This is a genomic window from Haloarchaeobius lipolyticus (genome assembly GCF_051208015.1).
Classification (GTDB): domain Archaea; phylum Halobacteriota; class Halobacteria; order Halobacteriales; family Natrialbaceae; genus Haloarchaeobius.
This window is the reverse complement of record NZ_JBPKGF010000002.1, coordinates 1,116,403-1,137,949: the sequence shown is the minus strand read 5'-3', so window position 1 is coordinate 1,137,949 and position 21,547 is coordinate 1,116,403. Positions and strand designations below refer to the sequence as shown.

Annotated in this window: 22 protein-coding genes; 14 read left to right on the top strand and 8 right to left on the bottom strand. The window is 66.6% G+C overall.

The features are described from left to right. Genes lysX through argF form a run of 6 tightly spaced genes read left to right on the top strand, consistent with a single transcriptional unit; the run spans position 1 to position 5,939 of the window. Positions 1-885 carry a lysine biosynthesis protein LysX gene (gene lysX, locus ACSC1Y_RS08730; RefSeq protein ID WP_435334416.1) on the top strand — a complete coding sequence of 295 codons (885 nt, stop codon included), beginning with the start codon at positions 1-3 and terminating at the stop codon, positions 883-885. Continuing rightward, entirely contained in the window at positions 885-1,952 is a 1,068-nt protein-coding gene (gene argC / locus ACSC1Y_RS08725) for an N-acetyl-gamma-glutamyl-phosphate reductase (RefSeq protein WP_435334414.1), read from the top strand. Before lysX ends, argC begins: the two co-directional genes overlap by 1 nt. Next, positions 1,953-2,810 carry an acetylglutamate/acetylaminoadipate kinase gene (locus ACSC1Y_RS08720; protein WP_435334412.1) on the top strand — a complete coding sequence of 286 codons (858 nt, stop codon included), beginning with the start codon at positions 1,953-1,955 and terminating at the stop codon, positions 2,808-2,810. It begins immediately after the preceding gene. Next, entirely contained in the window at positions 2,810-3,937 is a 1,128-nt protein-coding gene (locus tag ACSC1Y_RS08715; RefSeq protein ID WP_435334411.1) for an aspartate aminotransferase family protein, read from the top strand. The genes ACSC1Y_RS08720 and ACSC1Y_RS08715 overlap by 1 nt, the downstream gene beginning before the upstream one ends. Then, positions 3,934-4,992 carry a [LysW]-lysine hydrolase gene (locus tag ACSC1Y_RS08710; protein WP_435334410.1) on the top strand — a complete coding sequence of 353 codons (1,059 nt, stop codon included), beginning with the start codon at positions 3,934-3,936 and terminating at the stop codon, positions 4,990-4,992. The genes ACSC1Y_RS08715 and ACSC1Y_RS08710 overlap by 4 nt, the downstream gene beginning before the upstream one ends. Further along, positions 4,989-5,939 (top strand): ornithine carbamoyltransferase, encoded by a 951-nt coding sequence (argF, locus tag ACSC1Y_RS08705; RefSeq protein WP_435334409.1) that lies wholly within the window; start codon positions 4,989-4,991, stop codon positions 5,937-5,939. Before ACSC1Y_RS08710 ends, argF begins: the two co-directional genes overlap by 4 nt. A gap of 192 nt (positions 5,940-6,131) precedes the next feature. On the opposite strand, the gene ACSC1Y_RS08700 is transcribed toward argF, so the two are convergent. Beyond that, positions 6,132-6,644 (bottom strand): DUF6789 family protein, encoded by a 513-nt coding sequence (locus tag ACSC1Y_RS08700; RefSeq protein WP_435334408.1) that lies wholly within the window; start codon positions 6,642-6,644, stop codon positions 6,132-6,134. Positions 6,645-6,767: 123 nt separating this feature from the next. Here ACSC1Y_RS08700 and ACSC1Y_RS08695 point away from each other — a divergent pair, with 123 nt between their 5' ends. From ACSC1Y_RS08695 to ACSC1Y_RS08680, 4 genes are all read left to right on the top strand, one after another. Continuing rightward, complete coding sequence (locus ACSC1Y_RS08695; RefSeq protein ID WP_435334407.1) at positions 6,768-7,010, top strand: DUF8001 family protein; 243 nt, start codon at positions 6,768-6,770, stop codon at positions 7,008-7,010. Between the two features lie 30 nt (positions 7,011-7,040). Then, positions 7,041-7,430: a helix-turn-helix domain-containing protein gene (locus ACSC1Y_RS08690; RefSeq protein ID WP_435334406.1), complete on the top strand. Its 390-nt coding sequence runs from the start codon at positions 7,041-7,043 to the stop codon at positions 7,428-7,430. Positions 7,431-7,496: 66 nt separating this feature from the next. Further along, a complete protein-coding gene (gene thrC / locus ACSC1Y_RS08685) occupies positions 7,497-8,750 on the top strand; it encodes a threonine synthase (protein WP_435334404.1) in 1,254 nt (417 codons plus the stop codon). 102 nt (positions 8,751-8,852) lie between these two features. Then, positions 8,853-9,110, top strand: coding sequence for a hypothetical protein (locus ACSC1Y_RS08680; RefSeq protein ID WP_435334401.1), 258 nt, complete (start codon positions 8,853-8,855; stop codon positions 9,108-9,110). Positions 9,111-9,177: 67 nt separating this feature from the next. On the opposite strand, the gene ACSC1Y_RS08675 is transcribed toward ACSC1Y_RS08680, so the two are convergent. Beyond that, on the bottom strand, positions 9,178-9,870 hold the full coding sequence (locus ACSC1Y_RS08675; RefSeq protein ID WP_435334400.1) for a DUF4013 domain-containing protein: 693 nt from the start codon (positions 9,868-9,870) through the stop codon (positions 9,178-9,180). Between the two features lie 85 nt (positions 9,871-9,955). Beyond that, on the bottom strand, positions 9,956-11,542 hold the full coding sequence (gene serA / locus ACSC1Y_RS08670; RefSeq protein WP_435334398.1) for a phosphoglycerate dehydrogenase: 1,587 nt from the start codon (positions 11,540-11,542) through the stop codon (positions 9,956-9,958). A gap of 96 nt (positions 11,543-11,638) precedes the next feature. On the opposite strand from serA, the gene ACSC1Y_RS08665 reads away from it, so the two are divergent. After that, entirely contained in the window at positions 11,639-12,283 is a 645-nt protein-coding gene (locus ACSC1Y_RS08665) for a DUF7504 family protein (protein WP_435334397.1), read from the top strand. A gap of 27 nt (positions 12,284-12,310) precedes the next feature. Here ACSC1Y_RS08665 and ACSC1Y_RS08660 read toward each other — a convergent pair whose 3' ends face one another. Together ACSC1Y_RS08660 and ACSC1Y_RS08655 are read right to left on the bottom strand one after the other, a co-directional pair. Continuing rightward, a complete protein-coding gene (locus ACSC1Y_RS08660; protein ID WP_435334395.1) occupies positions 12,311-12,697 on the bottom strand; it encodes a DUF7522 family protein in 387 nt (128 codons plus the stop codon). Positions 12,698-12,802: 105 nt separating this feature from the next. After that, complete coding sequence (locus ACSC1Y_RS08655) at positions 12,803-13,891, bottom strand: PrsW family intramembrane metalloprotease (protein WP_435334393.1); 1,089 nt, start codon at positions 13,889-13,891, stop codon at positions 12,803-12,805. 288 nt (positions 13,892-14,179) lie between these two features. On the opposite strand from ACSC1Y_RS08655, the gene serB reads away from it, so the two are divergent. Then, on the top strand, positions 14,180-14,815 hold the full coding sequence (gene serB, locus ACSC1Y_RS08650; protein ID WP_435334391.1) for a phosphoserine phosphatase SerB: 636 nt from the start codon (positions 14,180-14,182) through the stop codon (positions 14,813-14,815). Between the two features lie 89 nt (positions 14,816-14,904). Here serB and metX read toward each other — a convergent pair whose 3' ends face one another. Beyond that, positions 14,905-16,125: a homoserine O-acetyltransferase MetX gene (gene metX, locus ACSC1Y_RS08645; RefSeq protein WP_435334389.1), complete on the bottom strand. Its 1,221-nt coding sequence runs from the start codon at positions 16,123-16,125 to the stop codon at positions 14,905-14,907. Between the two features lie 198 nt (positions 16,126-16,323). Then, positions 16,324-17,610, bottom strand: a complete 1,287-nt coding sequence (locus ACSC1Y_RS08640; protein WP_435334388.1) for an O-acetylhomoserine aminocarboxypropyltransferase/cysteine synthase family protein — start codon at positions 17,608-17,610, stop codon at positions 16,324-16,326. Positions 17,611-18,014: 404 nt separating this feature from the next. Here ACSC1Y_RS08640 and ACSC1Y_RS08635 point away from each other — a divergent pair, with 404 nt between their 5' ends. Then, a complete protein-coding gene (locus ACSC1Y_RS08635; RefSeq protein WP_435334386.1) occupies positions 18,015-18,455 on the top strand; it encodes an SRPBCC family protein in 441 nt (146 codons plus the stop codon). A 77-nt stretch (positions 18,456-18,532) separates the two neighbouring features. After that, on the top strand, positions 18,533-20,614 hold the full coding sequence (gene ligA / locus ACSC1Y_RS08630; protein WP_435334384.1) for an NAD-dependent DNA ligase LigA: 2,082 nt from the start codon (positions 18,533-18,535) through the stop codon (positions 20,612-20,614). A gap of 57 nt (positions 20,615-20,671) precedes the next feature. Here the strand turns inward: ligA and ACSC1Y_RS08625 are convergent, their stop codons facing one another. Continuing rightward, the gene (locus ACSC1Y_RS08625) at positions 20,672-21,388 is read right to left on the bottom strand and encodes an NINE protein (protein WP_435334381.1); all 717 of its coding nucleotides are present in this window, start codon (positions 21,386-21,388) and stop codon (positions 20,672-20,674) included. Positions 21,389-21,547 lie beyond the last annotated feature (159 nt).

Here is a 21,547-nt window from a genome sequence, read left to right as displayed (position 1 = left end):
GTGAAGGTAGGCATCCTCTACTCCCGCATCCGCCGGGACGAGAAGCTCCTGCTCACCGAGCTCAGAGAGCGCGGCCACGAGGTCGTCAAACTCGACGTCCGCGACCTCACCTTCGGGCTGCACGAGCCGCCCGCGGCGTTCGAGGGCATCGACGTCGTCCTCGACCGCTGTCTGGCGACCTCCCGGAGCCTCTACGCCACGCAGTTCTGCGAAGCGTGGGGAATCCCGGTCGTCAACTCGCCGACGACGGCGGACGTCTGCGCGGACAAGGCCAAGACGAGTCTCGCGCTCGCGAAAGCGGGCGTCCCGACGCCGGAGACGAAGGTCGCGTTCACGACCGACGCCGCCCTCGAGATCATCGAGGAGTTCGGCTACCCCTGCGTCCTCAAGCCCGTCGTGGGCTCGTGGGGACGTCTCATGGCGAAGATCGAGTGCAGGAGTGCCGCCGAGGCCATCCTCGAGCACAAGGCGACTCTGGGCCACTACGAGCACAAGGTGTTCTACGTCCAGGAGTTCGTCGAGAAGCCGGACCGTGACATTCGCGTCCTCGCGACCGACGGCGAGCCCATCGCGGCGATGGCTCGCACCTCCGAGCACTGGCTGACCAACGCGGCGAAGGGTGCCACCACCGACGAGTTCGAACTGGACGACGAAGCGCTCGACCTCGTGAAGCGTGCCTCCGAAGCGGTCGGCGGCGGTCTGCTCGGCGTCGACCTGATGGAGACGGAATCGGGCTACACGGTCCACGAGGTCAACCACACGGTCGAGTTCAAGGCGCTGAACGACTGCACGAGCGTCGACGTCCCCGGAGCGGTCGTCGACTGGCTCGAGGACGTCGTCGCGAGCGGCGTGAAGCAGTCGCCGAGTGCGGAGGTGACGGCCTGATGGCCGTCGCGAACGCGACCGACGAGTCGACAGAGACGCTCTCGGCGACCGTCGTCGGCGGCTCCGGCTTCACCGGCGGCGAACTGCTGCGCCTCCTCATCGGGCACCCCAACTTCGAGGTGGCGCAGGCGACGAGCCGCCAGTACGCGGGCAAATCTATCGGCAGCGTACACCCCAACCTGCGCGGGTTCGACGTGCGCTTCTCCGAACCGACCGACCTCGAGTCGGTCGACGTTCTGTTCGCGGCGACGCCCCACGGCGTCACGATGGAGCAGATAGACGCGTTTCAGGAGGCCGCCGACGTGGTCGTCGACCTCTCGGCGGACTTCCGGCTGGCGACCGAGGCACAGTACGACGACTGGTACGGCGGCCACACCCACCCGGAGCTCCTCGCCGACGCCCAGTACGGGCTCGTCGAGGTCAACCGCGAGAACCTCCCTGGCGCGAAACTCATCGCCTCCGGCGGCTGCAACGCGACCGCGACTATCCTCGGGCTGAAACCGCTCGCCGACATGGGCATCCTCGAGGACTCGAAGGTCGTCGTCGACGTCAAGGTCGGCAGCAGCGAGGGCGGCGCGGGCGGCGGCGAGGCGTCGAGCCACGCCGAGCGCTCCGGCGTCGTCCGGCCCTACGCGCCGACAGGCCACCGTCACGAGGCCGAGATAGAGCAGTGGCTCGGCACGTCCGTCTCGTTCACCTGCCACGCCGTGGACATGGTGCGCGGGGCGAGTGCCACCTCGCACGTCTTCCCGGCGAACAAGGTCGAAAAGCGCGACCTCTGGACCGCCTACCGCGAGGCCTACGAGGACGAGCCGTTCGTCCGCCTCGTCGCCGGTGGTTCCGGGACGTACCGCTATCCCGAGCCGAAGGCGCTCGCGGGCACGAACTTCGCCGACGTGGGCTTCGAGCTCGACCCGAAGAACGGGCGCATCGTCGTGTTCTCGGCCATCGACAACATGATGAAGGGCTCCGCGGGCCAGGCCGTCCACGCCGCGAACGTCGCACTGGGCTTCGAAGAGACCGCCGGACTAGAGTTCCTCGGGCTGCACCCCGTGGGGAGTCCCTGAATGGTCGTAGTCGTCAAGATCGGCGGCGCACGCGCCGTCGACCCGGCCGGTGCACTCGCGGACGTGAACGACCTCGTCGCGTCGGGTGAGCAGGTCGTCGTGGTCCACGGCGGCTCCACGGCGGTCGACGAGACGCTCGAGAAGCTCGGCATCGAACCGACCTACGTCGAGACCCCCGGCGGCGTCGTCGGGCGGTTCACCGACGCCGAGACCATGGAGGTCTTCGAGATGGTGATGCCCGGCAAGCTCAACACGGACCTCGTCGCCGGCCTGCAGAACCAGGGCGTCAACGCGGTCGGTCTCTCGGGAGTCGACGGCAAGCTCCTCTCGGGTACGCGCAAGGACGCCGTGCGCGTCCTCGAAGACGGCAAGAAGAAGATCAAGCGCGGCGACCACTCCGGGAAGATAGAATCCGTCAACGCGGACCTCCTCGACACCCTGCTGTCCGGCGGCTACACGCCCGTCGTGACCGTCCCGATGCTGGGCGAGGAGCGCGCGGGTGGCTACACCCCCGTGAACGCCGACGCCGACCGGGCCGCCGCGGCCATCGCGGGCGCACTCGGCGCAGACCTGGTCGTCCTGACCGACGTGTCGGGCGTCTACGCCGACCCGGACGACGAGTCGACACGCATCGACACCGTGGCGACTGCCGCCGACTGGGACGGCCTCGAAGCCGCCGCGGAGGGCTTCATGACGAAGAAGGTGATGGCGGCGAAGGAGGCGCTCTCGGGCGGTGCCGCCTCGGTCGTCGTCGCCAGCGCGAACGTCGACGAGCCCATCCAGTCCGCGCTCGCGGGCGACGGGACGACGATCCTCCCCGAGGCACTCTCGGATTCTGAAACGGAGGTGTCCGCCTGATGGGCGGCTTCGTCTACTCGCAGAAACCCATCTCCCTCGCCCGTGGCGAGGACGTCTACCTCTACGACGAGGAGGATACCCAGTTCCTCGACGCGGGCGCGAGCTACGCCTGCACCCCGGTCGGCCACTGCCATCCGCAGGTGGTCGAGGCGGTCCAGCAACAGGTCTCGGACCTGCTGTTCGTCCAGGCGTCGTACCCGACCGAGGCGCAGGATTCGGTCTACGAGAAGCTGGATGCCGTCGCGCCCGCGGACGTCGACAACGTCTGGCTCTGTAACTCCGGGACCGAGGCGAACGAGGCGGCGCTCAAGTTCGCCCGTAGCGCGACGGGTGGCACGAAGATAGTCGCCGCGAAGAAGGCGTTCCACGGCCGGACGATGGGCGCGCTCTCGGCGACGTGGAAGCCGAAGTACCGCAAGCCGTACGAGCCGCTGCTGGCGGACGTGGAGTTCGTCGACTACGGCGATGCAGACGCCATCGCGGCGGCCGTCGACGACGACACCGCCGCCGTCATCCTCGAACCCGTGCAGGGCGAGGGCGGCGTCAATCCCGGTACCGTCGAGTTCCTGCAGGCTGCCCGCGAGGCGACCGAGGACCACGGCGCTGCGCTCGTCTTCGACGAGGTGCAGACCGGGCTCGGCCGCACGGGCACCTTCTGGGCCTGCGAGGCCGCGGGCGTCACGCCCGACATCCTGACCAGTGCGAAGGGTCTTGCCTCGGGCCTGCCGATGGGCGCGACGCTCTGTGCCGACTGGATAGCCGATGGCGCCGCCTCGCACGGCTCGACGTTCTCCGGAGGGCCGGTCGTCTCGGCGGCAGCCGCGGCGACGCTCGACGTGCTCGTCGAGGCCGACCTGCCGACCAACGCGGCAGAGGTCGGCGACTACTTCGTCGAACAGCTGGCCGAACTGCCCGTGAACGACGTGCGCGGGAAGGGACTGATGGTCGGCGTCGAGGTCGGCCGTGGCGCGAACGCCATGCTCCGCGACCTCGCACTCTCCCACCAGATACTCGCGCTCCCGGCGGGTCGTCGCGTCGTCCGCTTCCTGCCGCCGCTGACGTTCACGAAGTCGCACGCGGACGCGGTCGTCGACGCGATGGCCGACATCCTGGAGGAGGACGCATGAGCGTGACCACGACGACGCAGGTGAGCGAGCAAGCCGCCCGCAATCTGCTCGTCGAGATGGTCTCCATCCCGTCACCCTCCGGCGAGGAACAGGGTGCGGCGACCTACCTCAAGAACTTCTTCGAAGAGCACGGCCGCGAGGCCTACCTCGACGAGGTGGGCAACGTGCGTGCCCCCGCCGACGACTCGGTCCTGCTCACCTCCCACATCGACACCGTGCCGGGCGACATCCCCGTCCGTGTCGAGGAAGACGACGACGGCGAGGCGACCCTCTGGGGTCGCGGCAGCGTCGACGCCACCGGCCCGCTCTGTGCCATGGCCGTCGCCGCCGTGAACACCGGCGTCTCCTTCGTCGGCGTCGTCGGCGAGGAGACCGACTCGCGGGGAGCCCGCTTCCTCGTCGAGGACCGCGACGCCCCCGAGGCCGTCATCAACGGCGAACCGTCCGGCTGGGACGCCGTGACGCTCGGCTACCGCGGACTGCTCTCTGGGACCTACACCGTCGAGACCGCCTCGGGTCACACCTCGCGTCCGGACACCAACGCCATCCAGCACGCGATGGCCTGGTGGGACGAGGTTGCGGCGGCCTTCGAGTCGGCCGACGACGAGAGCGTCTTCGAGTCGATAACGGCGAAGCCCGTCGGGTTCGAGGGCGGCGTCGCCGACGACGGCCTCTCGATGAAGGCCACCGCGGACGTCCAGTTCCGCATCCCGCCCGGCGTCACGCCTCAGGAAATTCGGGAGACCATCGAAGGCATGCTCGGCCCGGGAACCATCGAGTGGACCGACGAGATTCAGCCCGTGATGGTCAGCCCGCGCAGCCCGGTCGCCCGGGCGTTCCGCGTCGGCATCCGGAAGCGAGGGGGCGACCCCCGCCTCCTCAGGAAGACCGGTACGGCCGACATGAACCTGTTCGCGGGCGCCTGGGACTGCCCGATGGCCACCTACGGCCCGGGCGACTCCGACCTGGACCACGCCCCCGACGAACGCCTCGCACTGTCCGAGTACGACCGCGCCATCGCGGTCCTCGAAACCGTCTGCAGCGACCTGCAATGAGCACGAACACCGACACCACGACACCGATGCCAGCACAGCCACCGAACCACTTCCTGACCGTCGACGACCTCTCGCCCGCGGGACTCGAATCGGTCCTCGACCTGGCGAGCACGTACAAACACCAGCTGTCCACCGCCGAGCCGCACGCCGACCTCGCGGGCAAGACGATGGCGATGCTGTTCGAGAAGCCCTCGACGCGCACTCGCGTCTCCTTCGAGACGGGGATGACGCAGCTAGGGGGCCACGCCATCTTCCTCGGCCCGGACGACACGCAGCTGGGCCGTGGCGAGCCGCTCAAGGACACGTCGAGAGCGCTCTCGGGCTACGTCGACGTCATCATGGCCCGCCTGTTCGACCACGCAGACCTCGAGGAGCTGGCGGCCTACGCCGACGTCCCGGTCGTCAACGGTCTCACGGACGACGCACACCCGTGCCAGACGCTCGCCGACCTGCTGACCATCAAGGAGCTGTTCGGCGACTTCGACGACGTTTCTGCCACGTGGGTCGGCGACGGCAACAACGTGGCACAGTCGTTCGCGATCGGCTGTGCGATGGCCGGCGTCGACCTGACCGTGGCGACGCCCGAGGGCTACGGACTCGACGAGGAGACCATCGAGACGGCGGCCTCGTTCGGGAACGCCCCGACGGTCACGACCGACCCAGAAGCCGCGGTCGCGGACGCAGACGTCGTCTACACCGACGTGTGGGTCAGCATGGGCGAGGAGGCCGAACGCGACGAGAAGCTGGCCGCCTTCGACGGCTACCAGCTGAACGGCGACCTGCTCGCCGGGACGGACGCCTACGTCATGCACTGCCTTCCGGCGCATCGCGGCGAGGAGGTCGACGACGAGACGGTCGAGAGCGAGAACTCCGTGGTCTGGCAACAGGCCGAGAACCGCCTGCACGCCCAGAAGGCGCTGCTGTCGACGCTCGTCAACGGCTACTGAACGACTTTTCTCTGTCCTCACGACGCGGTGCCCTCGTTCTGACCAGCATCGCCGTACAGAGCCCCAGCAACGATCCGTGAACTGCCTCGGGTCTCGACCCTGGGACACCCGCCTTGCCCATCCGTAGAAAGAGATATCCCGGTCGTGTGCCGGGAATGCACGAGATTGTCAGTAGTTACCGAGACATGTGGACTACTGCGGCCGGGGTTCGGCCACCCTCTCGGTCCCCATGTTGGTGTAGGTCAAGAGCGGGTAGACCGCGCCGAGTATCGCACCGTAGACGAGGTGGCCGAGCAGACTGGTGTAGTTGACGTTCGGAACCGCGGGTGCGCCAGCGAAACCGACCGCCTGCAGCCAGATGGGCATGACGATGACGGCCAGCAGGACCCAGAGGACGGCACCGTACGCCATCCCGATGGCGACGTTCTTCTGCATATCGGCGCCGATGCTGGGTATCGTCTCCAACAGGGCTGCGAAGACAACACCGAGGGTGGCGGCGATGGACATGTGGATGATCCAGCCGGCCAGTCCGCCCTCCATACCGAGGAGTGCAGGAATCGCGTTCTCGATGGTCGGACGCATCATGATCGTCATCAGGATGCCGAAGACCGCACCGGCGACGAGGCCGGCGACGACGCCGCCCTCCCAGTGCTTCATCTTCGTCGTTACCTCGGTCTGCGTGGGTGTTGTGGTTGCTGGAACCATACTGAGTATACGCGCCGAAAGAGCGATATCCCCACCGGGTGGGCGACATCCGCGCACTCCCCAGATAGCGTGAACGTTACCGGTCGAAAGAATCAGGTAGGGAGGCGCTCGAACCGAGAGACGATGGCGGAACCACTGCGCGCACGGGCCGGCGAACTCGACGCTGAAGAGATACTGTCGGCCCTCCGCGAGGGGCGACGGGTCCAGATAACCACCGAGCTGCTCGGCGGCGAGCACGAGGTGACCCTTCGTCACGACGGGAACGTCTTCTACTGCGATACGCCGACGACCCTCCACAAACACGAGACGGAAGACGAGATGCGTCTGTGCATCGAGAAACAGGGCTATATCGCCGTCGAGGAGTAGTCTTTAGGTCCGCGCTCTCCTCTTTCTCGCATGGCAGATGCGACGCCGGACGACCTCGGCGACCTCATGGAACAGCCGGACCCGGGCTTCAGAGAGGTCATGAGCTGTGTCTTCGGCATCCACCAGCACGAGACGCGTACCTATCTCGCCCTCATCGACGGTCCCGGAAGCACCGTCGAGGAGCTCGCCGGCGAGCTCGAACGCGACCGCAGCAACGTCAACCGGTCGCTCTCGACGCTGCTCGAACGCGGCCTCGTCACCCGTGAGCGGCGACTGCTGGACTCCGGTGGCTACGTTTACCAGTACACCGCCGTCCCGCTCCCCGAGGCCAAGACGATGCTCCACGGCGCGCTGGACGAGTGGGTCGAGAACGTCCACGACGTCATCGAGAACTTCGACGGCGACACCTCGATCGACTGAGGCGTTCGAAGGCAAGCGTTCGCTCGAACCTGCGTCTTTTTCCCTCCGTAGCGCAATCCGCCGATAATGAGTTCTCTCTCGCTTGCAGCAGAGGCACCGGCCGAACCCGCCGAGGCGGTAGACGGCGTCTGGCTCGCCTGTATCGAGTGCGGTGAGACGTACGCCCCGTTCGACGACATCCGTTACACCTGTGACTGCGACGGCCTGCTCGAGGTCCGCTACGCCGACCTTCCCACCTGGGACGAGTTCGAGGGTCGCGGCGTCTGGCGGTACTCGGCAGCCCTGCCGTTCGAAGAAGGAGTCACCCTGCCCGAGGGCGACACCCCGCTTCACCGCGTCCCCCGACTCGAAGCCGACGTCGGCGTCGAGAGCCTCCGCATCAAGCACGAAGGCATGAACCCGACCGGCTCGTTCAAGGACCGCGGGATGACGATGGGCGTCCGCGTCGCCCAGGAACTCGGCGTCGACCGGCTCGCGTGTGCCTCGACCGGGAACACGAGCGCTGCGCTCGCTGCCTACGGCGCCCGCGCCGACCTGGAGACGCTCGTCCTCCTGCCAGCCGGGAAGGTCGCCGCCGGGAAGGTCGCACAGGCCGCCCTCCACGGTGCCCGCATCCTCGAGGTCGACGGAAACTTCGACACCTGCCTCGACATCGTACAGGACCTGGCAGACCGCGGCGAGGCGTACCTGCTCAACTCGCTCAACCCCTTCCGGCTCGAGGGCCAGAAGACCATCGGGCTGGAGATCCTCGAAGCGCACCTCGAGGACTACGGGACCTACCCCGACCGCATCGTCCTCCCCGTCGGCAACGCGGGCAACACCTCGGCGCTGTACAAGTGCTTCCGCGAGCTCGTCCAGGCGGGCGAACTCGAACCCGGCGAGGTCCCGAAGCTGACCGGCGTGCAGGCCGAGGGCGCCGCCCCGATGGTCGAAGCCATCCGCGAGGGGAACGACGAGACCCGCCGCTGGGACGAGGTCGAGACCATCGCGACCGCCATCCGCATCGGCAACCCGGTCAACGCGCCGAAGGCGCTCCCGGGCATCCGAGAGACCGGCGGGACCGCCGTCGCCGTCAGCGACGACGAGATAACCGCGGCACAGCGCGACCTGGCGGGCGAGGGCGTCGGCGTCGAACCCGCCTCGGCCGCGAGCGTCGCTGGACTCAAGAAGCTCCGCGAGTCGGGCGAGATAGGAGACGACGAGCGCGTCGTCTGTCTCACGACCGGCCACCTGCTCAAGGACCCCGACGCGGCCGCCGCTGCAGGTGCCGACCCCGAGCCGGTCCCGGGCGAGACTTCGGGCGTGCTCGAATATCTGTGACGGCTGCGAAATCGGGAACGTCACCCGCGTTGAAAGACGTCTGACGCCCGTCCGTCGCGGGTCTGCCACCCTTTCTTTGTCTCTCCCCGGGTAGTCACAGGTGTGACCCGAGACACCCAGCAACTGGTGACCGACTCGGGGGACGCCAGCCAGCCGGCCGACGACGACGCGCAGGACCCCGACCAGCTCAGAGACCGTATCACCGAACTCGAACGCGACCTCGCCGCCCGCGAGACACAGGTGCAGGCGCTCAGAGAACGGTACGAGACGGTACTCGACGAACGGAAGAACCAGCGACCGACAGCCAGCGACAATCCCGTGCGCGACCTCCTCACTCGCGTCCGTACCGTTCTCTCTTGAAGGGAACCCGCCGCTTCCAGAACAGCGTTCTTCCTTCTCTGAACGGATACCCGACCCGGGCGACGGCTCAGTAGCCCGCCGTCGCGTGCTGCTCGGCCGTCCGTTCCGTGTCAGTGGCCTTCGCGAACGCCGACCCGAAGAGACGGAACGTCGCCACCTGCACGTAGAAGGAGACGAACGGAACGACGACGAGCCCGACGACCGTCGCCGCCAGCAGGGTCGTCGCGACGTTCGCTACGAGACTGATGCCGATGGCGACCAGCGCAGCGACCACGTAGTCGCCGGACGTCACGACGTTGCCGAGGGTGGTGAAGTCGAACGCCGCGCCGAGTCGTCCCTCACGGGCGAAGTTAGCGAGCGCCGCCGGCGTGATGTAGTAGACGACGACGTACACCGGGATGAGCAACAGGAGGGACAGCAGCCCGAAGCCCGCGATGATGCCGCCACCGTTGCCACCTGCCGCGGCGCCCGCGCCAAGGAACCCGAACGCGACGACCCCGAATATCGCCAGCGGGACGAGACCGTAGACGAGCCCGATGACGAACGCCGTGAGCCCGTCGACGAACAGTGCACCCCAGTCGTCGTACGCGGGCGGTTCGGTCGACCCCTGAAGCGTCTCGCGGAGGACCGCCACGAGGTAGCCGATCACCAGGAATATCGGGACGATGAAAATACTCAGCAGAATCAGGAGGCCCCCGATTGCGAGCCGCTTCAGGCCCTCGTCACCCTCGAACGGATACGAAACCGCGTCTTCTATCATAGTTCGGAGAAGGATACCGCGGACCGTGGGATAAGTATTGTGTCGAAGACAGGAACGTCGCTGGTACTACTCTCCCGCGCCGGTACTACTCTCCGGCATCCAGCACGATCTGACGCACCTCGATGATGCGGTCGTCGTCGTGGAGCTTCTGGATTGCAGCGTCGGGGACCTCCGTATCGACGTTGTAGACCGTCAGCGCCTCGCCGCCGATGGCCTCGCGGGCGTTGAACATCCCGGCGATGTTGACGTCGTACTCGCCCATGACGGTCCCGATGAGGCCGATGACACCGGGTGCGTCGGCGTTGCGTGCGACGACCATGCGGCCGTGCGGGATGGCGTCCACGCGGTAGCCGTCGATACGGACGATGCGCGGGTCGTCACCGGCGAACAGAGTCCCGCAGACCGAGACCTCGTCGTCGCCGTCGGCCACCTTGACGGTGATGAGGCTCTGGAAGTCCTCTGCCGAGCGGGTCTTCGACTCCGTGACGGAGACGCCGCGTTCTTCCGCGATGCGCGGCGCGTTGACCGCGTTCACCTGCCACTCGAGCGGCTCGAAGACGCCCTTGAGGGCGCTTGCGGTGACGAGGTCGAGGTCCTCGGCGGCGATGTCGCCCTGGTAGACGACCTCGATTCCCTCGATACGGTCGTCGAGCAGCTGGGCGGCGACCTTCCCCGCCGTCTCGGCGAGTTCGATGTACGGCTCGATGCGGGGGAAGGCGGTCTCGTCGATGGACGGGGCGTTGAGCGCGTTCATCACGGGCTCGCCCTCGAACGCGGCGACGATCTGTTCAGCCGTGGAGACGGCGACGTTCTCCTGTGCCGCCTCCGTGCTCGCGCCGAGGTGGGGCGTGACGACGACGTCGTCGACGTCGAGCAGCGGGTTGTCCGGCGAGACCGGCTCCTCCGCGAAGACGTCGACAGCCGCGCCGGCGAGGACGCCATCCTCGACTGCTTCGGCGAGCGCCTCCTCGTCGACGACGCCACCGCGGGCGCAGTTGACGACGTAGCCGCCCTCGAGCTTCGCGAGCTCGTCGGTCGATATCATGTCTGCCGTCTCGTCGGTCAGCGGGACGTGGACGGTGAGGAAGTCGGCTCGTTCGAGACACTCGTCGAGGTCGACGAGCTCTGCACCGAACTGCTCGGCACGCTCTTCGGAGATGTACGGGTCGTATGCTGCGATGTCCATCCCGAGCGAGTGGAGCTTCTTCGCGACCTCCTGGCCGACGCGGCCGAGGCCGACGACACCGAGGGTCTTTCCGTTGACCTCTGCGCCGAGGTAGTCGCTCTTGGCCCATTCTCCCTCCTTGAGGCGAGCGTGTGCCTGCGGGATGGAGCGTGCGGACGCGAACGCCATCGCGACCGTGTGTTCGGCGGCTGCGCGGACGTTCCCTTCCGGCGCGTTCGCGACGATGACGCCGTGGTCGGTCGCCGCTTCGATGTCGATGTTGTCGACGCCGATACCGGCGCGGCCGACGATGACGAGCTCCTTCGCGGCCTCGAACACCTCGCGCGTCACCTCGGTTCCGGAACGAACGACCAGCGCGTTCGCGTCGGAAACCGCGTTCAGGAGTTCATCGCCCTCGACTTCGTAGGCCGTCTCGACCTCGTGGCCCGCGTCACGGAACACCTGCAGCCCGGCGTCCGCGATGGGGTCGGTCACGAGTACCTTCATAGTCGGGGCAACCACCTCGGCGGTGTTAACGCTTCCTCTCGCGGTGGAATTATCCACAGGAAACTTCAAATGTGGATGAGTTGTAGGGCGAAGAAGATGTCCCTTGCAGAGTCCGGTTTCGACGGGGCAGCCGTCCCCGAGGGAACCAACCTGCTCGTTGCCGGCCCGGCGATGACCGGGAAGCGTAGACTCATGTACGAACTGCTGGCCGGCGACTCTCGCGCGGAGAGCGCGAGGGCGCTCATCACGACCCGCAAGGGAGCCGACAGGGTGGAACGCGAGTACCGCGACGTCCACCCGGACGTGGGCCGGCTCGGGGTGGTCGACTGCGTCAGCCGGCAACGCGGGTTCTCGGGGAGTCACAGCTCGGAGAACAGGCGGTACGTCTCCGACCCCGGCGATCTCACCGGTATCGGTATCCGGACCTCCGAGTTCATGCGGCAGTTCCAGACGGACGACGACCTCGACGACGTTCGAGTCGGGCTACACACTTCCTCGACCGTTCTCATGTACACCGACCTCCGACGCGTCTTCCAGTTCGTCCACGTGCTCACCGGCCGCATCGAGTCGGCCGGCTTCGTCGGCGTCTTCGTCGTCGACACGCCGACGGCGGACGACACCATCGAACTGCTGAAACAGCCGTTCGACGGGCTCGTCGAGACGCGCGACGACGACGACGATGGACGGCAGGTCCGCATCAGAGGCGTCGAGATGGGGCCGCGTCGCTGGACCACATTCTGAACCCTGGAGACCCGCGAGAGTCTCCCGTCAGGCGTCGAGGAACGAGAGCGTGGTATCGACCAGCGGCGACGCCTGTCTCTCGAACACGACGACGACACCGGACCACTCCTCGTCGGGGAACGTGGCGACGACCACCTCGTCGAAGAACCGGAGGGTCGCGTTCAGGCCGCCGAAGTCGTACAGCGACTGCTCCGTCGGCGGGTCGCCCAGCCCCTTTAGTGCGAGCGTCTTCACCCGCTCGTCGAGTTCGTGGCCGGTGAACTGCTCTCGAACGTCGTCGCGGACGTGGACCAGCTCTCGCTCCTCGCCGTCGTAGCGGAAGACGAGCCGGAGCGACGTGTCGGTCTCCTCGTCGAGCTGGCTCACGAGCGACCGGAGGTCTCGGTCCTGCACGTCGTCGAGTACGTCGGTCATCGACGGGACGTTTCGGGTACGGGGGCTTAAGGCTAGGCGGGCGGTCGCGGGTCCGGAACCCTCGCCGCCACCGGTCACCTCGGCCGAGCGTCGATACCTGGGCGGTCAGTCACGGGGGACCGTTTCGGGTGGAACCGAAGGCGGATAGCCGCTGTCGGGTGTCGTCGGCGGTGACCTGCCCCGGTCGGTCGCCGTCCGGTAGGCGTCGCGGTACCGGGCCAGTTTCCGGTAGAGGATGTAGCCGAGCGCGCCGTCGTAGAGGATGGTCAGGACCGAAGCCCCGAGGTCACCGACGCCGAGCAACGCGGGGAGCGTCCCCACGACGAAGACGTTGAACGTCGCGTGGACGAGGACGACCACGAGCAGGCCCTTCACGACGATGGCACTCGCGTGCTCGCGGTTGAAGCGGGCCAGACCGAGATAGTACCCGGCGAAGGCGGAGTAGATGACGTGGCCGGGTGCGCTCAGTGCCCGTTCGACCGCGACGTCGCCGAGCGCGGCCGTCGGGTCCATGAACGGGCCGAAGCGGAGGCTGGAGATGGCCTCCTGGACGATGTAGCCGAAGTTCTCGCTCGCGGCGAACGCGAGCCCCGCGACCGCGCCGTAGACCGCGCCGTCGACGACGCGGGCGAACAGCCGGTCGTCGGTGTAGGCGTACAGGCGGACCGCGAGGAGTTTCGCCACCTCCTCGCCGGGCGCGGCGATGAGGAACATGAGCAGGAGCGTCCCGACGACGGGGATCGCCGCGAGCGGCCGGAACGTCGTGTTCCAGACCCCCGCCATCACCGACGCGAAGATGCCGAGACCGAAGGTGACGACGAGCGGTTTGATGGGTAGCTGTGGGCTGACGAAGGCGTACCACAGGTAGACGGTGATGGCGATGGCGGCGAGGACCGACAGCAGGGTGTAGCGGATGATACCCGGCACGAACAGTATCACGACGCTCGAGACGACGAACGAGATGGCGACCAGCAGGGAGAGTAGTGCGACCACCACGAGCTTCCAGTACTCGCGGAGGAAGGCCTCGACGTGCATCGCGGCACCGTCCAGCCTGGTCCGTGGCTCCCACGTCGACACCTCGTAGAGGTCGCGCTCGCCGGCGAGCGCCCGCGTCGGTTCACTGTGCGGCGTCACGTCGGTCGACGACCAGTGGACGATTCGGTGCAGCGTCTGGTTCAACCCCTTGAGATTCATCTGGTCCCCCCTCGGGGCCGACTCGCAACCGGTAGCGGCGACGACCGATGGCGACGACGACCGCCGAACACGGCGAGAGGTAGGCGACTGGGCGGGATAACGGCTCGCAACACCCATTCGCGGAGAGTCTTCACCGTAGAGGAGGACACCGAGAGACGGCGGTGGTTCCCGAACGTGAACCGACCCACGTCTGTCGACCGTGTCCGAAGCGTCCAGCACCCCCAGCGACACCCACGAATCCTCGCCGACACCGTACCTTTGATGCATTCGCCCGACCCATTCCCGTACATGACACTCGTCGCGTTCGACTTCGACGGAACCCTCTCGGACTCCGAGATGACGGTGCTGCTCGGGAAGCGAAAGGGCGTCGCCGACCAGATGACCGAGATAACCCAGCGGGCGATGAACGACGAGATTGGCTACGCGGAGAGCCTGCGCCAGCGCGCCGGCCTGCTCGCCGACCTCTCGGACGAGGACGCACAGGCCGCCTTCGACGAGGTGGAACTCCGCCCGGGCGCGGCCGACCTCATCCGAACCCTGAACGACCACGACGTCGTGGTCGCCATCTTCACCGGCGGGTTCCAGCGCGGCGTGAAGGCAGCACTGGAGCGCGAGGGCGTCAGCGTCGACGCCATCGTCTCGAACCGCCTGCCCGTCGAAGACGGCGTCCTGACCGGTGGCGTCGAGGGACCACTCATCGAGGGAACGAAGGACACCGCGCTCCGGAACTACGCCGCCGAGATGGAGATAGACGTCTCGAACACCGTCGCCGTCGGCGACGGGGCGAACGACCTGCCGATGCTCGAGGTCGCGGGGCTATCGGTCGGGTTCGACCCGAAGCCGGCCGTCGAACCGGCCTGCGACGTGACGGTCACGTCGATGGACGAGCTGGGTGAGCTGTTGCAGGAGCGCGGAATCTTCTGACTAACGTGAACGGCGAGTATTCGCCTACCGCTCTCAGCGGTTAGAACGGGAGTCCACGCGAAAGCCTCGGGGCTTGACCCCGAGGCAATTTACGAGAACAGGCTCGTGTGAACCGGCGCGTGGACGTCCTCTTGCTCGCGTTCGACCGTATCTGTCACCGCCTTGCCCCTGACACCACGCGCCAGGAAGTCCGCCGTCGGCGGGCCGACGTTGCCCGGTTCGACCAGGAACGCGTCGTGGCCGTGGTCCGATTCGACGACGTGGTGGGCGACGGTCGCGTCGGCCTCGCGGGCGCTCTCGGCGAGTTCCTCCGCCTGGTCGGTCGTGAAGTGCCAGTCGCCGGTGAACGAGACGAGCAGCAGCTCGCCCTCGAACGCGCCCAGCGCCGCCGCGTCGGACTCGAAGCCCGCCGAGAGGTCGTAGTCGTCCATCGCCCGCGTCAGGTAGAGGTAGCTGTTCGCGTCGAAGCGGTGGACGAAGTTCTCGGCGTTGTAGTCGAGGTAGGACTCGACCTCGCGGTAGGGGAAGAACGCCGCCGCGGGGTCGGGGGCCTCCCGCGAGTGGCCGCGACCCGCCGCACGTCGGCCGAACTTCTGGTCCATCGAGTCCTTCGAGAGGTACATCACGTGGCCGATGCGGCGGGCCTGCCCGAGTCCGGCATCGGGGTTCGGCTGGTCCTCACCGTAGTAGTGGCCCCCGTTCCAGTTCGGGTCCGTCGTGATGGCCCGGCGGGCGATGGTATCGAGCGCGAGACACTGCGGGTCGAGCCGCGGGGCCGTCGCCACGGCGGCGATCCGGTGCACGTCGTCGGGGTAGCGGACCGCCCAGTCGAGGGCGTTCATCCCCCCGACGGAGCCGCCGACGACGGCGTGGAGTCGGCCGACACCCAGTTCGTCCAGCAGACGGCGCTGGGCGCGGGTCCAGTCGCCGATAGTCACGGGCGGGAAGTCGGTGCCCCACGGCTCGCCGTCGGGACCCTCGCTTGTCGGCCCGGAAGAGCCGTAGCAGGAGCCGGGGACGTTGGCGCAGACGACGTAGTACTCCGTGGTGTCGATGGCCTTGCCCGGCCCGACGACGTCGGCCCACCAGGCGCGGGCCTGCCCGGCGGTGCCGTTCGCGTCGCCGTCGCGGCCACGGGCGGTCCGCCGGGCGACGTGCTGGCTCCCGGTGAGGGCGTGACAGACCAGCACCGCGTTGGAGCCGTCGAACTCGCCGTAGGTCTCGTAGGCGAGTTCGAGGTTCGGGATGGACTCGCCGCACTCGAAGGTGAACTCGCCGAGGTCGGCGGTCTCGCGCGTGTTCCCGGTCATGTGGATTCACTCCGTGTCTCGAACGGCTGGTTCGAGGGGTCGGCAGACGAAACCGGATGGAGAGCGGCGTGCATGGTCATGTTTGGTATGCATATCACTGTAGAAATTTATAACCCATAGTTACGGCAAGGTGTGCCGGATGGTCCGCAAAGATTCGTCCGCCAGAAGATTCGTCGGGATTTCGCCGCGGATGGGGGTTCAGTCCGTCGCCGCCTCGATGGCCGCCTCCACGTCCCGCAACAGGTCCACCGGGTCCTCGATACCCACCGAGAACCGGAGCATGTCGGGACGGACACCGGCGGCACGCTGTTCCTCCTCTGAGAGCTGTGCGTGCGTGGTACTCGCCGGGTGGATGACGAGCGACTTCGCGTCGCCGATGTTCGCGAGGAACGAGGTGATCTCGACGTTCTCGCAGAACCGTTTCCCGGCTTCGAACCCGTCTTCCAGCCCAAAGGCGATCATCCCGCCGTATCCGGCGAGGAAAGCGCTGGCGTTCTCGTGGGTCGGGTGGTCCGCGAGGCCGGGGTAGGTGACCCACGCGACCTCGTCGTGGTCGGCGAGGTGCTCGGCGAGGATGGTCGCGTTCTCGCAGTGGCGCTTCATGCGGAGGCCGAGCGTCTCCAGGCCCTGCAGCGTCTGCCAGGCGTCGAAGGGCGACTGCTGGTTGCCGAGGGTGCGCAGGGAGCGGTACCGGACTGCGGACGCCAGGGGCGCGTCGTAGGTCGAGAAGTCGACGCCCTGGTAGGCTGGATTCTCGCCGCCGAGTTCTGGGTAGTCGTCGGGGTGATTGCTCCAGTCGAAGCTACCGCCGTCGACCACGACCCCGCCGACGGTGGTTCCCGAGCCGTGGAGCCACTTCGTCGTGGACTCCCAGACCACGTCCGCGCCGTGGTCGAGCGGCTGGCAGAGGGCGGGCGTGGCGAACGTGTTGTCCACGACGAGTGGTGCGCCCGCCTCGTGGGCGATGTCTGCCACGCGCTCGAAGTCCGGCGTGACGAGCGACGGGTTGCCGATGCTCTCGATGTGGACGTAGGCGGTGTCCTCGTCGATGGCCGCCTCGTAGGCCTCGTAGTCGAGCGTGTCGACGAAGCGGGCCTCGATGCCGCGGCGGGAGGCCGCCTTCGAGAGGTAGGAGGTCGTCCCGCCGTACGTGTCGGTCGAGCAGACGACGTTGTCACCGGCCTCCGCGAGCACGAAGGTGAGGCCGTCGAGGGCGGCCATCCCGCTGGCGGTGGCCACGGCACCGGGCGCGTCGTGGAGTCTGGCGAGGCGTTTCTCGAGTGACTCGACGGTCGGGTTGGAGATGCGAGAGTAGACGTGGTCCTCCCGGTCGAGCGCGTAGCGGGCCGCGGCGTCGTCGGCGTCTGGGAAGACGTACGACGTGGTCTGGTAGAGGGGCGGCGCGCGGGCTCCTGTCGCGGGGTCGGGCTCCTGTCCCGCGTGGACGGCGCGAGTGTCGAATCGAGAGTCCTCGTCCTCGGTCATGTGTAGGAAGCATATTCCTCCACGAATCTATAACCAGCAGTTACGGCAATTTTCGCTCGGTCTCGGAGAAAGGTGGATAGGGTGGGTGCTGTGGTGGGTGTGTGACGCCCCAGATGGGTGCCACTGCGGCGACGCGGCCGGGGGTGGGTGGCCCGGGATAGCGACCGCCGCATGCGTGGGAGGGTCCGGGGCGTCAGGGGGTTCGGTGGGGACGCGACGGGGAACGGGATGACACGGTACGTGAGACATCACGGCGTCGCGACCCGCACTTCGAGCTAACGACGGCACACGGAAAGGTGGGCAGGCCGATTCCCAGAAGTCTGGAATCGCGGCTGAGGTGCTATCACCGAGTACGGTACCTCCTGTAACGCGCTGGTCATATCCTCGGACGACGTACTGCAGGTATGAAACGGATCGAGACGCGAATAGAGATCGATGCCCCCGTCGAAGCGGTCTGGCGGGTCCTGACCGACCTCCCGAACTACGCGACGTGGAACCCCTTCATTCCGGAAGCGTCCGGAACCGTCGCTCCCGGGGAACGCCTGCACGTCCGCATCCAGCCCGAGGGCGGTCGCGGGATGTCGTTCTCGCCCGCGGTCCTTGCCGCCGACGAGAACCGCCTGCTCCAGTGGCGTGGCCGGCTGCTGGTCCCCGGGCTGTTCGACGGGACCCACAGCTTCGAGCTCGAACCCCTCGACGACGGCGGGACGCGACTCGTCCAGAGCGAGGAGTTCTCCGGACTGCTCGTCCCGGTCCTGCTGGACGATTCCCGCATCCGCGACGGCTTCAAGTCGATGAACAGGGCGCTGAAAGAGCGAGCCGAGGCGCTGAGCGTCGTCGTCTGACGGGTCCGTACTCTCTTCTCTCCGCCGGTACGGCGAAGTGACGTGATTTACGTAGGATACCGCCCAAGCCGGGAGCAATGAGCGAGGCCGAACTGGGGGACAACCCGTACGTCGAGGAGCCGCCGACGGAGTTCGAACCGGTCGAGGAGCTGACGGCCGACGAGGCCGAGGCGCAGGCCGCACAGCTGCGCGAGGCCATCCGGTACCACGACCACCGCTACTACGTCGAGGCGGAACCGCTGATCCCCGACCGCGCGTACGACGCGCTGTTCAGCCGTCTGCAGGAACTGGAAGACGCCTTCGGCCTCCGGACCGAGGACTCGCCGACCCAGCGCGTCGGCGGCGAGCCGGTCGACCACTTCGAGACGGTCGAACACGTCGCGCCGATGCTCTCCATCGACCAGTCCGGCGACGCCGAGGACGTCCGCGAGTTCGACCAGCGGGTGCGGAAGGCCGTCGGCAAGGTCGAGTACGTCTGCGAGCCGAAGTTCGACGGCATCTCTCTCGAGGTCATCTACGAGGACGGGAAGCTGGTTCGGGCGGCGACCCGCGGCGACGGCTACGAGGGTGACGACGTGACGAAGAACGCACGAACCATCGGTGCACTTCCGCAGCGGCTTCGCGGGGACCACCCCGACTACCTCGCGGTCCGCGGTGAAGTCTACATGCCGAAGGACGCGTTTCAAGCGTACAACAAGGAGCGAGTCGAGCGTGGCGACGAACCGTTCGCCAATCCTCGGAATGCGACGGCCGGGACCATCCGCCAGCAAGACCCGAGCATCGTGGCCGAGCGACCCCTCTCGATATTCTTCTTCGACGTGCTCGATTCCTCGCGGTCGTGGGACACCCACTCGGCAGCACTGACGGACTTCCCCAGGTTCGGCCTCCCGCTGAACGACCGGGTCGAGACCGGCTGCGACATCGAGGACGCGATCGACTACCGGGAGCGCATGATGGAGGCGCGCGACGGTCTCGACTACGACATCGACGGGGTCGTCATCAAGGTCGACGACATCGCCCTGCAGGAGGAGCTCGGCTCGACCGCCCGGTCCTCTCGCTGGGCGTTCGCGTACAAGTTCCCGGCCCGGACCGAGGTGACGCGTATCGCCGACATCGCGGTTCAGGTCGGCCGGACCGGCCGGCTGACGCCCGTCGCACTGCTCGAACCGGTCGACGTCGGCGGGGTGACCGTCTCGCGAGCCAGCCTCCACAACTTCGACGAGATAGCCGAGAAGGACGTCGGCGTCGGCGACGTCGTCAAGGTCCAGCGCGCCGGCGACGTCATCCCGTACGTGTCGGAGGTCGTCGAGAAGCACTCAGACGGCCACTTCGAAGCCCCCGAGACCTGTCCCGTCTGTGACTCCGCGGTCGAGCGCGAAGGTCCGATGGCGTTCTGTACCGGCGGGATGGGCTGTCCGATGCAGCTCCAGCGCTCGGTCGGCCACTACTGCTCGGACACCGGGCTCGACGTGGAAGGCGTCGGCGAGGAGACGGTCAAGCAGTTCGTCGAGGCTGGACTCGTCGCGGAGTCGATGGCCGACCTGTACGAGATATCGCGGGACCAGCTGCTCGACCTCGACGGCTGGGGCGAGAAGAGTGCAGAGAACCTGCTCGCGGAGCTCGAGGACTCGAAGACGCCCGAGCTCCCCGACTTCGTCGCCGCCCTCGGCATCCACAAGGTCGGACCCGAGACGGCACGGGCGCTCGCCGCCGAGTTCGGCAGTTTCGACGCACTTCGAGAGACGGCCAGAGCGGGCGACGCCGACCGCCTCCGCGAGATAGACGACGTGGGAACCATCGTCGCAGACACCATCGTGGACTTCTTCCAGAGCGAGGCGAGCGCCCGCCAGCTCGACCGGCTGCTCGAACACGTCGAGCCACAGGAGTACGAGGTCGAGGGAGCCGATGAACTCGACGGGCTCACCTTCGTCTTCACCGGGTCGCTCTCGGAGTCCCGAAGCGCGTTCCAGGACCTCGTCGAGCGCCACGGCGGGAGCGCGACCTCCTCGGTCTCCGGCAACACCGACTACCTCGTGGTCGGCGACAACCCGGGCCAGTCGAAGCGAGACGACGCCGACGCGAACGACGTGCCGACCATCGACGAGGCGGAGTTCCGGGCGGTGCTGGAGGAGCACGGCGTGACCGAGTGGGTCGCGTAAAGGTTGTATCTTTGAGTAAATGGTACCGAGAGTCGTTGGCTCAGTACGGATTGAGGACTACTGTTGAAGAATATCTTTTCTCTTATTATACTCCTCTTCGTCTATGTCGCCCTCTGCGTACCTCTTTCGAAGCGTTTCCATCGCTCCGTCCATCGAGCCAGTCGATTCCTTCACGTCTCCTTTCTTCAAATCTCGGACCTTCGATCGTAATTCCTGAAAGCCACTGAGCGACTCTTTTTCGAACAGCACCGTATTCTCGTCGGAGGTCGCGTCCAGCAGGCCGTCATCGCTCTCGGAAAAGCCACTCTGTCCAAACTGAATATAACCCCTCGTCACTGAGGATGGCTTCCGAAGCTGAATACTCGTTATCGACTCGTATGGGATTTCTTTGTCTCCTTTGAAACCGTGCTGCATCTTGTGCAACATACCGATACCCTCACGAGAGATTTCCAGTCTGTCATCGTAGAGCGTTACTTTGCCGTTCACCCCTTTGATAGCCATCAGGCCGTCTCCGACATCCGCAGTGACGTCACTCGTCTTATCGGCTCCCCTCTGAGAATCGATAGATGCTGGTTCTGATACCGCTATAGCTTCAGGGCTATTTTCGAAGGCTTCCTTATTGGTTGCGTACTTATACGCATCATATAGTCCCAGCAACCAAGGAATTGCTGTCCACGAGAACACGAAATATAGTATTCCCTTCTTCAATTCGCCAAGATAGATTCGGTGTATACCAAAGATTCCAAAGAATATTGCGAGGAGGATCGCTACCATTCGGTTTTTACCGACGTATTTTGGAGATTTCACGTTTGAAATGCTATTATTTGACTGTCATCTTAACCTTTCTTGCCGATAACCTTCACCAGAACAGCTCTTGAGTACGACGTTCATTCGACTCTGTCCTACCAGGAGTTGGAATGAAATTCTCGAATC

Coding starts and splice junctions, on each gene's coding strand:
- serB (WP_435334391.1), top strand. CDS start 14,180: ATGACACTCGTCGCGTTCGACTTCGACGGAACCCTCTCGGACTCCGAG.
- metX (WP_435334389.1), bottom strand. CDS start 16,125: ATGACCGGGAACACGCGCGAGACCGCCGACCTCGGCGAGTTCACCTTC.
- ACSC1Y_RS08700 (WP_435334408.1), bottom strand. CDS start 6,644: ATGGTTCCAGCAACCACAACACCCACGCAGACCGAGGTAACGACGAAG.
- ACSC1Y_RS08675 (WP_435334400.1), bottom strand. CDS start 9,870: ATGATAGAAGACGCGGTTTCGTATCCGTTCGAGGGTGACGAGGGCCTG.
- ACSC1Y_RS08720 (WP_435334412.1), top strand. CDS start 1,953: ATGGTCGTAGTCGTCAAGATCGGCGGCGCACGCGCCGTCGACCCGGCC.
- ACSC1Y_RS08695 (WP_435334407.1), top strand. CDS start 6,768: ATGGCGGAACCACTGCGCGCACGGGCCGGCGAACTCGACGCTGAAGAG.
- ligA (WP_435334384.1), top strand. CDS start 18,533: ATGAGCGAGGCCGAACTGGGGGACAACCCGTACGTCGAGGAGCCGCCG.
- ACSC1Y_RS08660 (WP_435334395.1), bottom strand. CDS start 12,697: ATGACCGACGTACTCGACGACGTGCAGGACCGAGACCTCCGGTCGCTC.
- ACSC1Y_RS08710 (WP_435334410.1), top strand. CDS start 3,934: ATGAGCGTGACCACGACGACGCAGGTGAGCGAGCAAGCCGCCCGCAAT.
- ACSC1Y_RS08655 (WP_435334393.1), bottom strand. CDS start 13,891: ATGAATCTCAAGGGGTTGAACCAGACGCTGCACCGAATCGTCCACTGG.
- ACSC1Y_RS08715 (WP_435334411.1), top strand. CDS start 2,810: ATGGGCGGCTTCGTCTACTCGCAGAAACCCATCTCCCTCGCCCGTGGC.
- ACSC1Y_RS08690 (WP_435334406.1), top strand. CDS start 7,041: ATGGCAGATGCGACGCCGGACGACCTCGGCGACCTCATGGAACAGCCG.
- thrC (WP_435334404.1), top strand. CDS start 7,497: ATGAGTTCTCTCTCGCTTGCAGCAGAGGCACCGGCCGAACCCGCCGAG.
- ACSC1Y_RS08665 (WP_435334397.1), top strand. CDS start 11,639: ATGTCCCTTGCAGAGTCCGGTTTCGACGGGGCAGCCGTCCCCGAGGGA.
- ACSC1Y_RS08640 (WP_435334388.1), bottom strand. CDS start 17,610: ATGACCGAGGACGAGGACTCTCGATTCGACACTCGCGCCGTCCACGCG.
- argF (WP_435334409.1), top strand. CDS start 4,989: ATGAGCACGAACACCGACACCACGACACCGATGCCAGCACAGCCACCG.
- argC (WP_435334414.1), top strand. CDS start 885: ATGGCCGTCGCGAACGCGACCGACGAGTCGACAGAGACGCTCTCGGCG.
- serA (WP_435334398.1), bottom strand. CDS start 11,542: ATGAAGGTACTCGTGACCGACCCCATCGCGGACGCCGGGCTGCAGGTG.
- ACSC1Y_RS08635 (WP_435334386.1), top strand. CDS start 18,015: ATGAAACGGATCGAGACGCGAATAGAGATCGATGCCCCCGTCGAAGCG.
- ACSC1Y_RS08625 (WP_435334381.1), bottom strand. CDS start 21,388: ATGGTAGCGATCCTCCTCGCAATATTCTTTGGAATCTTTGGTATACAC.